Source organism: Mucilaginibacter rivuli (genome assembly GCF_019391655.1).
Lineage (GTDB): Bacteria > Bacteroidota > Bacteroidia > Sphingobacteriales > Sphingobacteriaceae > Mucilaginibacter > Mucilaginibacter rivuli.
The window spans coordinates 474,148-488,011 of record NZ_JAHXPQ010000001.1 but is presented as its reverse complement, the minus strand read 5'-3'; the positions used below and the strand labels follow the sequence as shown (position 1 = coordinate 488,011).

Here is a 13,864-nt window from a genome sequence, read left to right as displayed (position 1 = left end):
AAATTGTTACTAAGATATTGCTGCCACAGAATAGCCTCTGTTACGTTTCATTAATTTGATGTACCTGTACTATTTAGAGAAGCTCCAATAATCAAAATACAGTATTACACCGGGTTTATTCTCTCCTCTAAAAACAAAGTACAGATCGTGCACACCTGGTATTTTTGGCACACTGGCCGATACCAGCGCCCAGCGGTCATCGCCTCCGGTGAGCGGAATTTTAGGGTTAGCAAGTAACTTGCCGTCAATACTATCCAAATGGATTTCCATTGTTATGCCTGTATTATGTGTGGTACCCACCCGTGCTGTAAACAATGAGGCACCATCTCGAAAATCCACATCCTTTACCTTTGTGTAAGCGCCGTTTGCCATTGCGGTAATAAAAACCCCTACTTCTTTATTCTGTGTAGCTTTTACATTTTCGGACCAGGCAATTGTTTCCGCCTCTACCTTTTGATATGGATTTAAGTATTGCAGGCCTTTGGCGATACCCGGTTCCATTTTCATTTGTTTCAATGTACCGTCATTATTAAAGGATGCTTCCTGAACACAGACAGAACGGTTAAAACCACCTCCACCAGGCAATGCACCATTGTGATAAAAAAAGTATGTTTTGCCTTTATAATCAGCAATACCGGGGTGGTTGGTAAAACTTTTCCCTTCCTTAGGCATTAAGGTGCCGGCGTATTGCCAAGGTCCTGTAGCACTTTTACCGGTAGAATAACCAATATGTTCAGGTATTGGGCCACCTGCCCAAATGAGGTAATATAAGCTATTCCTTTTATACAACCAGGGGCCTTCTTCATAACGAGTTGGCCGGCGTACATTTCCGTCCCTTTTACCAAATGATGTTTCTACCATGGGAACGTGAACCGCATCGCCATTAATAGAAATCATGTTCTCATTCAGTTTTGCGTAATAACAATCCGGGTTTCCCCAGTATAGATATGCCTGGCCGTCGTCATCAATAAATACCGTAGGATCTATATCACCGTCACTAACACTAACGAGTGGCTTATTAAGTGCGTCGTAAAAAGGCCCGTAAGGACTATCTGCCACTGCTACGCCAATAGCAGAACGCGATTTATCTTTTGACTTAACAGGTGCATACAAATAAAACTTTCCATTACGCTGTACTACCTGTATGGCCCAGGCATCGCCAATTGCCCAATCAAATAATTTGTACCCTCCAACTGCACCATGGTCTGTCCAGTTTACCATATCTTCGGTAGTATACAGCTTCCAATTATTCATTACAAACCAGGTAGAATTGTCTTCGTCATGGCTGGTATAGAGATACATTTTACCATTGTAAACCATTGGTGCGGGGTCTGCTGTATAATTAGTTTGCACCATAGGGTTTTGTGCAAAGCAAAACTGCAGGGCAAACGCTACCAGGATGGTTAACATATACGCTTTGGGACTTTTTTTCATAGTATCACATCCGTTATTTAGCAGGTTAATTGAACCTTATCAGGCATGGGGTTTTATTACCTGGTATTTACCGCTCAGGTGCATCAAACTAAACAGGTATAGCAGCCCATCATAATACGGGTCAAAATAACCGTCATTATAAGGCTCCAGCCTGGCGTTCCACAGCGCGTTTATAAAATCAAGATTCTGCCGGCCGGTATTTATTAAAGATGCCGTTGCCGATGTAGCAACCAAACCTATTGAGTGGCGCAGTTTAGGTACTTTACCGGCCTGCAAAATAAAATCGGGCCGGGTGCCATCGGGGTTAAATTGGTCTTCAAAACTATTAATGCCTTTTGAACGCAGAAAGCCCTGGAAGCAGTTGGCATAATCTTCCTGCCATACTTTGTCTTTACCAAACCAGATATAGTCCATCGCGATATTCATGGGTACACGCCATGAATCATATCTGAAAGCGGCGGGCATCCATGAGGTACTGTGGGGCTTGCCGCTAAATTCGGTATAATCGGTATTCAAGCCAGTTACCGGGTTACAGGCCCGGTGTAAAAACGCGCGCGAAGTATCGGCGCAGTCCTTATAAAATTGTTCATGCCCGTCTTTAGCATATAGTGCCCAAACCTCCATAAAGGCAGGCACATGGTATGATGGGTCTGTCCAGGTGTACCCATTTCCTTCCGGGACAAAGGTTATTTGTTTATGCTCGATATTGATAACGTTGAAAATATTGCCTTCGCCGTTCTTTTTCCACATGGCATCCAATATCCGGCGCGCTTCTTTATAATAATCGATACCGGCATTATTTCCCCACCGGTTTGAAGCGAATAAAAGGTCTGTAACAAAATATAGCTCCCCATCTGATGCCGAGCCTTCAGAATTGCGCTTTGTAGTTTCGGGGTTGATACTCCAGCCAAAGTAAGCTTCACGGGGGCCGTTCTGATGCTGCAGGTATTTTTTAGACCATCGCCATATCCTGTCAAAAACGTCTTTTTTATTCAGCTGAACAGCTATCATCATTCCGTATGAAAGCCCTTCTGTACGCGCATCATGATTTTTAATATCAGATACGTAAGCCATGGTATCGCCTACAGCAAAATAAACTTTATTGGGGCCTTCAAATACATCATAATACGCCTTGGCTAATTTCGCATCGATATCGGCTTGCTTATGGCCTGCTTCAAGGAAAACATTACGGTACACGCCCGATTCAATAGCCGGTTTAGCAGGTGTTTTAATTTGTGCCGACACCAAACTAAACATCAGTGTAAAAAAGGAAAGCGACAATATGGCTCTTCTCATATTCGAATTTTATAGCGTTACAGTAAATACAATAGGTTATCAGCAGGTAACACCTCTTTATCAGATTGTAAAAGGCGAACAGGCTAATTGGTTTAATTAATGGCATAAGCCACGCTTCAAAGCTAATTGGCTCGGTTTACCCGAGATAAGCTATTTGTGGATTTTGATACAACAGATGTTTACAAGGGTGATAATCCGCAATAAATCGGATCATCACCACAAGTTTTATCGTATCGGTGGCGTTTTTATTCCCCGGGGCCGAGGTAGCTTGGTTTTAATCCGCCTGTATTAATTACTATTTTTTGCAATACCACCGCCGGATCTACCATCCAGTATTTGATGGTATGTTTGCCGGCACGTGTGATATGGTGTTTGGTGATGATTTTTCTAACATTGTCTGAAACCGCCGCTGCCCAATCGCGACCATCAACCCGGGTTGCAGCATTTACCTTTTGCGGCAACTCATCATCAACAGATATGGCGTAATACCTTCCATCACCATTTTTAAAATCCAAACAAGGCGATATATAAGAGGTAATGGCAACTATGCCGGAGTCTTTAACACTGATATCATATTCCAGATGCGCGCTTTTATCAATGGGCTGCATTCTGGCAGCGGTTACCGGCCAGGGGGTTACACCCGAAAGTGTGTTGCCATAATCAGGAATAGTTAGCCAGCCTACCCCATTTGCAGCTACAGCACGCGAATAATGTTCGGCTTCGAAAACTAAATAACCATATTTATCGGCAGGTATCCCATCCTCTTTCGGTGCAGGTTGAACAACAGTTGAAGGTAACAAAGCAGTATTTGTATTACTATCCGTATTTAGCGTTTTAACATAGGGCATGCGGTTTTTAGGCGGGTCGTTCCATGAGGTATATCCCATATGGCTTTGATCCATCATGTGGTTCCATTTACCGCCCGCAAGGGTTTTATTATAATAATCGGATATCTGCTGATCTTTCTCAAACAGCGTTTTTACCATAGCAGCCGCTTTATTGGCTTCAATGGCATTACGCTGCTGCACATAATACTTATTTTTCGCGGCTTCAAAATACATCTCGTTTAAGTTGGCACATGCTTTTATAGGGTGCAGCACCAATTCAAAAAACGCGTCCTGATAATTCTTTGGTAGTTTATCGTTTAATGCCTGAGCTTGTTTTTCAAGTAATTTATAATCATTCACTACGTTTTCAAACTCGTTATAGTTGGTTAAACTGTATGTAGTTTGGTCAAGCAATTCCGGTTTTCGGCGGGCATTGTACCGGGTATAGCGGGTAAGCATATCGGCAATTGCAACGGCATGTTCATTGCCAAACTGTTTGCCTACCCATTCTACCGTATATTGATGCAGTTTGGTTACAGGTATGTTATCGGGGTTCCAGGCGTAATCTAAAAAAAAGCTGATGGGGTACTCCATCGGTTTCAGGTCGCCTACGTTAACTATCCACAGCTGCCGGGCATTATAGGCATAGGCCAAGTTCATCTGCTCCCATGTTTTACTTATGGTATTTGTATTTAACCATTTATAATTGCGTGGGCCACCCACATAATCAAAGTGATAGTAAATACCGTACCCCCCTTTGCGTGGCTTTTCGGTAAGCGAAGGTAATTTGCGGATATTCCCCCAGTTATCATCGCATAATAATAAGGTCACATCATCCGGAACGCGCATGCCCTTATCATAATAATCCTGCACTTCTTTATACAGGGCCCACATTTGCGGCACTTCCGAAGCATCTTTCTTCAAAACATCGCTAATGATTTGGCGCTGGTCTTTCACAATATTTTCGAGCAAGGCAATGTTGCTGCCTTCGGTCATGGGTTTATCGCCATCGCCACGCATGCCTACCGTTACAATGGTTTCTTTGCTGCCCATATTTTCGATACCCTTGCGCCAAAAATCCTGCAGGTTTTGTTTGTTTATTTCGTAATTCCAATCGCCTTTGCCATAACGTTTCCATTCCTGTTGTGCCCTATCCATAGGTTCGTGGTGTGATGTGCCCATCACTATTCCATATTCATCGGCAAGTACAGGATTAGCTTTATCATCATCATTAAATGCATTTCCCCACATGGCAGGCCATAAGTAGTTACCCTTAAGCCTAAGGATGAGCTCGAACATTTTTTCGTATACCATGTGGTTTACACTGCCAAACTTTTCTTTGGCCCAGCCCGAAAATGCCGGAGCCTCATCATTAATAAATATACCGCGATATTTTACAGCAGGCGTACCCATTGAATACTTACCCGGAACTACATACAAAGCAGTATGCTTTTTTACCGGCACATCGGCCCAGTAATACCAGGGCGATACACCGATCTGCTCCGATACATCATAAATACCGTAAATAGTTCCGCGCTTATCGCTACCTGCAATTACCAAAGCTTCATCAACACCCGGCAAAGGATTCTGCACAGTTTGTATGGTAAAGGTTTCCCATTTACCGGTAACACCACTTACGTTTAGTTTTTTATTTTTGATGAGATCATCTATGATTCTGTTTTTACCTATGGTGCCTATAATCACCATTCGTTTACTGGTTTGTTTGCCAGTAAGCAACTGTGGTTTATTATCAGTAACCGCCAAAATATCGTTCTGAAAGTTCTTAGCCGCTATTATTACGCCTTTATAATCATTAGCATCTGTCCATAACGAGGTGGAGGCTCCCTTTGCCGAAAGCTGAAAATAACCTTTACCTGCCACAAGTGAAATATAGCCATGCCCATCATCGGCCCAAACTTTGTTGGTTATTAAGATGCAGCAAAAGAAAAAACATAAACGCCCTGATAATATTTTCATGATCTTTGAAATACTAAATATAATTAGGAATTAAAACTTTCCAATAGCCTTAATTTACCGGTAAACGCTTTTTTAGGCACCTTTAAGATAGCAGAATAGCGACAGCCACTACTAATGTGAACACTTTTTTCAGGCATAATTGGAATACAAGAGGTTAGGCAAACTTAAGCATTGCAATAATTTATGCAATCGGTTAATTTGTAACTTTTATGATACAATTATAAATTACATCTATAAATTGGCCTAAAATGTTCAGATAAATACAAATTGAGTATAACTTTCTTCTACAGCACCGCCAATTGCTATATCCAAAACCAGCATATACTAATTAAATATTGCAATCGATTGCAATATTTAATTAGTATACTTTTACCAAAATTAGCTTTTTCAAAAACCTTTCGTACATTTGCATTGTCTATTAATTCGATAGACTTTATAGATTGAAAGCAAGTAGTTATATAAAATCCATTTTTACGATGCGAATGTCCCGCTCTCCAAGGGTCATGTGCAGTTGCTGTTGTTGATCCGGCAAAGCTAATCGTATTTAAATTTTATAAACTCTTTCTCTTTATGTTACGCGCTACTCTTATTTCAAAAAAACACACTAAACCGGTTTGGCTGTTTACCATAACCGGTTTAGTAATATTACTCTTCAGTTCGTGGGGTAAATCAGACCGTACTTCCTATAGATACAAAGCGGGATATCTGGCCTATCAATTGGCTGTTACTACCCATCAATTACATATTGGCGGTCAACAACTAAGTTATACTGCAACTACAGGATATATGCCATTGACCGGAGCAGATGGACAGACATCAGCTAATATTTTTTATGTAGCATATCAAACCGATAGCCTACATAGCGCTGATCGCCCTATCACTTTTGTTTTTAACGGTGGCCCCGGGTCTGCTGCAATATGGCTGCACATGGGATCGTTCGGGCCGGTACGGGTATTGTTTAAGAATGATAAGGGCGATGCGCCCGACGCATCTTATCAATATGGAGATAACCCCTATAGCTGGCTGGGCTTTACCGACTTGGTATTTATAGATCCTGTTTCGACAGGATACAGCCGCCCCGAAGACGAAGTGAACGTTAAGCAATTTTATGGCTATGATGGCGATATCGCTTCCATAGGGCAATTTATCCATCTTTACCTTACACAGCATCACCGCGAAAATAGCCCGAAATTTTTGGCGGGCGAAAGCTACGGTACCGTACGCGCGGTAGGTTTAGCAGCATATTTACAAGATCAATATCAAATAGCCTTCAATGGCATAACACTAATATCGCCGGCACTGAATTACCAACTGATCGATTTCCATCACGGTAACGAAACACCTTATAGCTACTACTTACCATCATACGCGGTTGCAGCGCAGTATCATCAACGGTTAAATAATGAATTACAACGCCTGTCGCCCCAACAATTGATCGCTAAAGCATCATCATTTGCGCAGGGTACTTATACTTTCTTTTTAAACCAGGGCGAAGCCGCGTCGGCTGAGTTAACCAATAAAGTAATCGACTCGTTACATTACTTTACAAGTCTGCCTCTAAATTACATTCGCCAAATAAATGGCCGCATTACCGACAGGCAATTTTGCCAGGCTTTGTTAAAAAAAGACGGGCTTACCATTGGTGGATTTGACAGCCGCTTTACCGGTGATAACAAACTTAAGGCCGACCCAAGCGAAACCAATATAAGCAGGCTATTTACTTCGGCTTTTGCACAATATGTAAACAACGACCTGAAATATTTGAATAAGCTACCCTATATGGCCACCACCGCTACAGGCGATTGGAATTATGGCCCTGATGCTTCGAACAGTTACCTCAATATTTCGGAAACATTAAAAAATGTAATGGCAAAAAACCCTGGTTTAAAAGTTAATGTGGTTTGCGGTTTATATGATCTGGCTACACCTGTTGGCAGTACAGAATATGTTATCCGCCATCTTGGATTAAAGCCTGAGTTGCGCAACAATATCAGTATGCATTATTATGATTCGGGGCACATGGTGTATATCAGCAATACCGCGGATGCTCAATTTAGTAAGGATGGTGAAAGGTTTTATGAGCAAACCTTAAGCATCATAAATTAATATAGTGACTATGATTACTTAATTTTAGAATGATTATTTATGCCAAACAATTGTTGGGAAAGCCCCGTAGCAGTTAAAACAAAATAAACAAGGTGGAGTGGCCGAGTGGTTAGGCGGAGGTCTGCAAAACCTTTTACGGCGGTTCGAATCCGCCCTCACACCTCTCGAAACTAAAACAATGTATCAACTAACAAAGTGCCCGGCAAACCATTTTAAAAAAATAACTGTAACAGCCCAATACTTTTCAAAAAAAACAGGGCTTGCTTTACTATTACTTTTTATAACCTCTTGCCTGTATGCCCAAAGTGGCTCAGTAACTGGTGTAGCTATTGATCAGTTATCGGGTACACCAATTGAGTTTGCCGCAGTTACGCTGTACCGGACCACAGACTCGTCGCAGGTAACAGGTAGCTTAACCAAGGCAAATGGCTCGTTCGAATTTACAAAGCTAAAAACAGGCAACTATTACCTTAAGGTCCATTTTGTAGGCTATGCAACCAAACTGGTGAACAATTTAAATTTAACCAACAACCAGGTAGTTAATATTGGCCAGATAAAGTTAAGCCCCGATCAGCGGTATTTAAATGAGGTAAGGGTTAATGAGCAAAAAGCCGGTGTTATAAATAGAATTGATAAACAGGTATACAGCGCGGGTCAGTTTCAAGCTGCAAAAGGCGGTAATGCCATTGATGTGATCAGAAATATGCCATCAATAACCGTTAATTCACAAGGTGAGATCAGTATGCGTGGTTCAAGCGGTTTTTTAGTGCTTATCAATGGCAAACCCGTACAAGCCGATGCCGGAACAGTACTTAGCCAGCTACCCGCCAATGCTATCGAAAACATAGAACTCATTACCTCACCATCGGCTAAATATGATGCAGATGGCAAAGGCGGCATTATTAACATCACCACCAAAAAGGGTGCAAACAATGGAATTTCTATAGCGGCCAACGGTCAATACGGTTTGCCATCAACGCAGACTTATAACAATAAAACAGAACCCAACCGCTACGGCGCCGATGCTACATTGAATTATAAAACTAATCAATGGGATATTACCGTTGGCGGGAATTACCTGCGTAATGATATTGCCGGACAAAGGGATGGCGATGTGAATACAACTGTAGCAAACCGCTATACCTCGTTTCCGTCATCTGGTGAACGGAGTTTTAAAAGGAGTACCTATGCTGCCAGGGCTACAGTAACTTATGCACCCGGTAATGATGACGCTATTACAGCCGGGTTTTATCATGGTAGCCGTACACAATACCGTATAGCAAACTTAGTTTATAACAACACCAAAACCGATATTAATACAGGGCAGCAAATAGGCAAAATCACCTATTATAACTCAAACCTGGTACAACGGAAAGGCAATTTCACATTAGCTAACCTGGATTATAATCACAAGTTCAATAATAAATCAGCATTAGCTTTATCAGGGCTTTTTGAGTACGACGAGTTAGACGGTTTTACCCATAACCGTAACCTTAACTACCCTGATACTAATACCTTACAACAATACACTGCCAATACAAATACTAACCCCCTGCATGGGTATCGCCTGCAGGCGGATTACTCGGTTAATATTGGACCCGGAAAATTAGAAACCGGTTACCAGTTTAAATACCAAAAGCAAAACGGCACCTTTTTAACACAGCAGCAAAATCTCGCATCGGGGCCGCTCGCCCAGCTATCCTACAATGTTACCGATGTGCTCAACACAGTGCAGGGTTTATATGCACAATATTCGGCGGTTAGGGGTAAGCTACAATATGTAGGTGGTTTAAGGTATGAATATTCCGCGCGTAACTTTTCGGCTAATCAAAGCCAGGGCTTAAATAACCTGTACCTGAATAACCTTTTCCCATCGGCTAATTTTTTATATACATTTAAAAATGGGTGGAAAACAAAGGCCGGTTACAGCAGACGCATACAGCGCACCAACTTTAACGAACTAAACCCTTATCCCGAAAGAGAGCACTCCGAAACCCAAGAGCTTGGCGACCCTGACCTATTGCCCGAGTTTGTTAACCTGTATGAATTAGGCGTAATTAAGACATTTAGTAAAGGCTCTGCTTTTGCAACACTGTATCACCAGGATATTAAAAATGCCATAAACCGGGTAAATAAGGTTTTAACCGACACCATTTTATACCGGGTTTACACCAATGCCGGTAATGCCAGCTTATGGGGTGCCGAATTTGGCACCGATTTAAAATTAACTGATTGGTGGCAGCTTTATGCGGGTGCCAATATTTACAACTATAACATTAAAGGCAACCTGTTTGGTAATAGTGTACAGGTTAATAATTCCAGCTTAAATTATTCGTTTAATGCCAACACGGGCTTTAAAATCACAAAGCAGAGCCTGTTGCAGCTTAACATCAATTACCTATCAGAACGGGCTACAGCACAAGGGCGCGATTCACGTTTTATAACACCCAACGCATCATACAGGCAAACGTTTTTTAAAGGCGCTATGAGTGCTACCCTGCAATGGCAAAACATTGATATGGGTTTACTCGGTACAAATAAGCAGCGTATTACTACATCGGGTAGTAATTTTTATACCACTACTAACTATATTCAGGAAACCGATATGTTTGTAGTTAACCTAAGTTTTAATCTTAATCAACTCAGCAAAAAATCAAAATTACCGAATAGTGAGTTCGGTGATAAAGAATTTTAAATAAGGCTATCAAATTTCAAAAAAACATGATCAATAAAATAAAAGCCGCGTATTACCTGTTGTGTGTATTCAGCATTTCCATTTATTCGTGCCGGCATACCGAAAAAAAAGCTTTTGTACCGCATACTATCGAATCAAACATACCTGTTATAAAAAAAACAGCACTCTGCTGCGAATCTAATATCCCGGCACGTTTTAAAACAGCGGCTAATGTTAACCCCGCGGAAGCAGAACAAAGCAATAGTACCAAACACGACCATATGGTTTGGATACCCGCGGGTACATTTATGATGGGTGCCGATAACAAACAAGCCTTGCCCGACGAATATCCAAAGCATAAAGTAAGGGTTGATGGATTTTGGATAGATGTTACCGAAGTTACAAACGCCCAATTTGCCAAATTTGTAAAAGCCACCGGTTACGTAACCACCGCCGAGCAAAAGCCGGATTGGGAGGTATTAAAAAAGCAGCAGCCTCCGGGTACACCCAAACCACCTGATAGTTTGCTTGTTGCAGCATCATTGGTATTTGTGCCCTCTAAAAAAGCTGTCGCGTTGGATGATTACAGCCAATGGTGGCAATGGAAAAAAGGCGCCAACTGGAAACACCCGCATGGCCCGGGCAGTACTATTGCAGGCAAAGACGCTTACCCTGTTGTACACATTTCTTATTACGATGCCTTGGCTTATTGCAAATGGGCCCGCAAACGCTTACCTACCGAAGCTGAATGGGAATGGGCTGCCCGTGGCAAATTAACTAACAATATTTACCCCTGGGGCAACCAAAACATAAACGAGGGTAGCCCAAAAGCCAATACATGGGAAGGAAACTTCCCTTATAAAAACACGCTGAATGATCACTATTATGGTTTAGCACCTGTAGCATCTTTCGCGGCTAATGGTTATGGGCTGTATGATATGGCCGGTAACGTATGGGAATGGTGTGCCGATAATTACGACAGCCGCTATTATAACTCGCTCGACCCTAAAGGCGTTAATAACCCTAAAGGCCCCAACAAGGCTTATGACCCGGATGAGCCCCTTGCTCCAAAAAGAGTGGTTAGGGGTGGCTCATTTTTGTGTAACGAAAGCTACTGCACCGGCTACCGGGTATCGCGCCGCATGAAAACAACCGAAGACAGCGGCATGGAACACCTCGGATTCAGGTGCGTAGTCAATAAGTAATAACCAAATGGTTATTACTTCACACGCTCAACGTACTCGCCTGTACGTGTATCTAATTTTATTTTGTCGCCCTGGTTTACAAAAAGCGGCACTTTTATTTCAACGCCGTTTTCGGTCGTCGCATTTTTAAGCGCACCCGACGAAGTATCGCCTTTAACAGCAGGTTCGGTATAGGTAATTTCAAGTTCCACAAAATTAGGCGCAGTTGCCATTATCGGCTCTTCGCTTTCAAAAGAAACAATCACATTCATTCCTTCTTTCAAAAACCTAACCGCCGGACCGAATAATGATTTCGGGATATTATGCTGCTCGTAATTCGTATTATCCATAATCACCATAGCATCTCCATCCTCATACAAGTATTGAAAATCGTTGGTTTCAACGCGGCATATCTCTACCTGCTCATCGGTGCCCAGGCGGGCCTCTACAATTTTACCTGTTTTAATGTTGCGAAACTTATCAAGGTAAAATGCGCCACCTTTGCCCGGTGTGCGGTGTAAAACCTCTGTAACGGTTACCAGTTCGCCGTTAAACCGTAATATATTGCCTACTTTAATTTCGGATGCCTTTGCCATGTAAATGCGATTTTGAATTTTGTGCCCAAAGATAGATTAAGTTATGATAAACCGTAAGGTAAAAATGATGCTTAATGAGGAAGTTGATTTTATAGATTTTGAAAAGCTTTCGATCAGTCAATCAATCATTAAAAACAGGTGGTAAATTGGCTATTACAAACAACAATATACATCCTGTTCTCCACATGTTATTGCTCCTTTATCCTTACCTACAATATACAACATTTCGATGGTATTTGAAAAAACACCTTTATGGTTAGCATAAAATAAACTATTTTTATACTAAGGAGGCAATAAATGGAAAACACTCTTGCCAAAAATGTACAGGTCAATCCAACAAGAGCGATAGCAAATCAAACTGATTCTGCAGGCGCTATGCGGCTCCCTGCAATATCCGTTTTTCAAAAAAAGCAAAGCTTAGGTCAGCAACATAGCAGCAGGGGCAAAACTATGCCCGCGGTACCCGTAATACAAAACAAAACCGAAACAGAACAGCCATCAGGGCAAGAACAACTACCAACAGCCACTAATAGCGAACAAAAAACCCAGGCACCCGGTGCTACCCCTCCTACCGAAATAACTGAAAAGTCTTTACCTGGCGAGAAAAAAATAGCCGCAAAACAATGGTTGGATGGAGCATTGCAAGGCTTAGAAATGGCTGAGCCCGAACAGATATTTATGGTGCTCACGGAAGCTAAAAGCAAATTCTTCCTGGATGATATTTTGATAGATTCAACAGAAAAAGGCAAACCAAAAATCGGGTTGGTAGCCTCACCACCTTTCTGGATATTAGAACAAGCCGTTGGTAATGTGGTAACAGATTGGGCCATATGGGGTGTATTAGGCTCGTACACCACCTTAAGGGATATGGTAAGGGCTAAACCCAAAGATGATGATAAAACCAATATTACGTATGGCCCCCTTACCAGTGCAGGCTTTGGCACATATATGCTGGCCGACCCTTTAACCGTTAAGGGCGATGCGGGCAGCGGCCCAAGTGTAAGCAATGCCACATGGAATATTTTGTTAAAAAGGATGCAAAATGCCGGTGGTGCATCAAGCTATTATGTAAGGGGCCACTTATTAAACGATAATATACATGGCCCCGGCGATACCTGGTCAAATTTAACGCCTTTAACACAACGTACTAATAACCACAGTACCGAAGGCCATTTAAAAAAGGTTGAAGAAACAGTAAAAGACCATACAAATTCAAAAAAAGATATTGTTTGTTACCAGGTTATACCACAGTACGGGCGCCCGTTTGAGTTGCCGAGGTACATTTTAAATGCATTAAATTATTTTGGTGACCAGGATGCCGCAAAAGTAGCAGCAGCCGAAAGTTACGTTCCGCAGGGCCTTTGGTGTAAATTATGGATATATGACAAAACAAGCGGCAAGCGCATAGAGGTATTGAACGAGTACATTGAACAGATGCATACCGGCGATATCCAGAATGAATATTTTATAAAAACCGCCACCGGTAAAACAGTTAATTTTGCTGATAAAAGAGATGTTTGGACTGCCGCGAAAACTACGCTTTTAGCCGGCATTGCCACTGGCTTAGGGCTTGGCAGTAAACAAGCTGTTTCATTATTAAATAGCTATGCCGGTAGTATTGGTATAAGTGTTGAGCAATTAATGTTGAACTACGCATGGAGTGTACCTGCTATAGTAGCACTGCTGGTAGCCTACCAAACTTATAAAAGCAGCGGTGTTAATCCCTGGAAATTAGACAAAACCAAAAAAGTAAAGAAAAAATAGTATGAG

At 41.9% G+C, this 13,864-nt stretch carries 8 protein-coding genes and 1 tRNA gene; 5 read left to right on the top strand and 4 right to left on the bottom strand.

Going from position 1 to position 13,864, the window contains the following annotated elements:
- Positions 1-69: 69 nt before the first annotated feature.
- The 3 genes from KXQ82_RS02210 to KXQ82_RS02200 all read right to left on the bottom strand — a co-directional run bounded on the left by KXQ82_RS02210 (position 70) and on the right by KXQ82_RS02200 (position 5,534).
- Complete coding sequence (locus tag KXQ82_RS02210) at positions 70-1,434, bottom strand: glycoside hydrolase family 43 protein (protein WP_219486385.1); 1,365 nt, start codon at positions 1,432-1,434, stop codon at positions 70-72.
- 39 nt (positions 1,435-1,473) lie between these two features.
- The gene (locus KXQ82_RS02205) at positions 1,474-2,730 is read right to left on the bottom strand and encodes a family 8 glycosyl hydrolase (RefSeq protein WP_219486383.1); all 1,257 of its coding nucleotides are present in this window, start codon (positions 2,728-2,730) and stop codon (positions 1,474-1,476) included.
- A 245-nt stretch (positions 2,731-2,975) separates the two neighbouring features.
- Positions 2,976-5,534, bottom strand: coding sequence for a glycosyl hydrolase 115 family protein (locus KXQ82_RS02200; protein ID WP_219486381.1), 2,559 nt, complete (start codon positions 5,532-5,534; stop codon positions 2,976-2,978).
- Positions 5,535-6,104: 570 nt separating this feature from the next.
- Between KXQ82_RS02200 and KXQ82_RS02195 the strand changes: the two genes are divergently transcribed.
- The 4 genes from KXQ82_RS02195 (at position 6,105) to KXQ82_RS02180 (ending at position 11,519) form a co-directional block, all read left to right on the top strand.
- On the top strand, positions 6,105-7,640 hold the full coding sequence (locus KXQ82_RS02195; protein ID WP_219486379.1) for a S10 family peptidase: 1,536 nt from the start codon (positions 6,105-6,107) through the stop codon (positions 7,638-7,640).
- A 91-nt stretch (positions 7,641-7,731) separates the two neighbouring features.
- Positions 7,732-7,803: transfer RNA gene (locus KXQ82_RS02190), tRNA-Cys, on the top strand.
- A gap of 15 nt (positions 7,804-7,818) precedes the next feature.
- A complete protein-coding gene (locus KXQ82_RS02185) occupies positions 7,819-10,335 on the top strand; it encodes a TonB-dependent receptor (RefSeq protein WP_219486378.1) in 2,517 nt (838 codons plus the stop codon).
- A gap of 26 nt (positions 10,336-10,361) precedes the next feature.
- Positions 10,362-11,519, top strand: coding sequence for a formylglycine-generating enzyme family protein (locus tag KXQ82_RS02180; protein WP_219486377.1), 1,158 nt, complete (start codon positions 10,362-10,364; stop codon positions 11,517-11,519).
- 14 nt (positions 11,520-11,533) lie between these two features.
- Here the strand turns inward: KXQ82_RS02180 and efp are convergent, their stop codons facing one another.
- Positions 11,534-12,094 carry an elongation factor P gene (gene efp, locus KXQ82_RS02175; RefSeq protein WP_219486376.1) on the bottom strand — a complete coding sequence of 187 codons (561 nt, stop codon included), beginning with the start codon at positions 12,092-12,094 and terminating at the stop codon, positions 11,534-11,536.
- A 297-nt stretch (positions 12,095-12,391) separates the two neighbouring features.
- Here efp and KXQ82_RS02170 point away from each other — a divergent pair, with 297 nt between their 5' ends.
- Positions 12,392-13,858, top strand: coding sequence for a DNA/RNA non-specific endonuclease (locus KXQ82_RS02170; protein WP_219486375.1), 1,467 nt, complete (start codon positions 12,392-12,394; stop codon positions 13,856-13,858).
- The last annotated feature ends 6 nt before the right edge of the window (positions 13,859-13,864 follow it).